Raw genomic sequence first — 881 nt, forward strand, 5'->3', positions numbered from 1 at the left:
GTTGCCCGATAGCCCAAAAGGCCAAGCTTTGCGCGCGGCCTTCATCGCAAAATAATAAGACCGCCACCTTAACGCTGAAGCCGAAGCCTCGGCGGAAGAGTTGTTGGCAACATTACAACCTGAAAATGATAACGACGAATAACAATCCTTGTTATTAATGGCTATAATCGAGACATAGATTGATTGAAAAATGAGGCATGGCCATGAATGTATCTTTAACTTCTGAGTTGGAAGGTTACGTAAAATCAAAGGTTGCGACGGGTATGTATAACTCGGTGAGTGAGGTGATGCGTGAAGCACTCCGGTTGCTGAAAGAGCGTGACGCCATGCAGGCGATACGCTTAGAAGCCTTGAGGCGGGATATAGACAAGGGTATGGACTCGCTAGAGAGAGGCGAGGTGAAACCCTTGGATATCGAAGCGATTAAGGCCAAAGGTCGCGCTAAGTTAGTAGGGAAAGGCAGTTGATTCTTGAGTTAGAAACTTCATCGGAAGCGGAAGGCGACTTGTTGGCAATCTGGTTGTATATCGCAGAAGATCAGCCCGTCAATGCCGATCGTTATCTGGATAAATTACAAGAAAAGGCCTTAAAGCTAGCGGAGTTCCCCGACCTAGGGCGAGACCGGCCGGAACTGGTGAAAGGATTAAAAAGCTTCCCTGTTGACCGCTACAATCTGTATTACCAAATTACTGACACCAAACTCATCTTGGTGAGAGTATTACGCGCTGATCGAGACACCACGGTAATCTTCTGATAAAAAGCGCTTGTTTACGGGTGACTCTCAGCTTCTTTCGCCGCTCGAATCACAAGCCCATTCAGGGCTTCGCGCTACTCGAACAGCTCGCCAATCAAAACACCTGCAAAATCATTGTTATTTCGGG

At 47.4% G+C, this 881-nt stretch carries 2 protein-coding genes; both read left to right on the forward strand.

What is annotated here, in order from left to right; translation table 11 throughout:
* Positions 1-203: 203 nt before the first annotated feature.
* Entirely contained in the window at positions 204-467 is a 264-nt protein-coding gene (locus tag IDZ20_RS10925) for a type II toxin-antitoxin system ParD family antitoxin (RefSeq protein WP_188151472.1), read from the forward strand.
* Positions 464-754 (forward strand): type II toxin-antitoxin system RelE/ParE family toxin, encoded by a 291-nt coding sequence (locus tag IDZ20_RS10930; RefSeq protein ID WP_188151473.1) that lies wholly within the window; start codon positions 464-466, stop codon positions 752-754. Before IDZ20_RS10925 ends, IDZ20_RS10930 begins: the two co-directional genes overlap by 4 nt.
* The last annotated feature ends 127 nt before the right edge of the window (positions 755-881 follow it).

This window comes from Teredinibacter waterburyi (assembly GCF_001922985.1).
GTDB lineage: Bacteria > Pseudomonadota > Gammaproteobacteria > Pseudomonadales > Cellvibrionaceae > Teredinibacter > Teredinibacter waterburyi.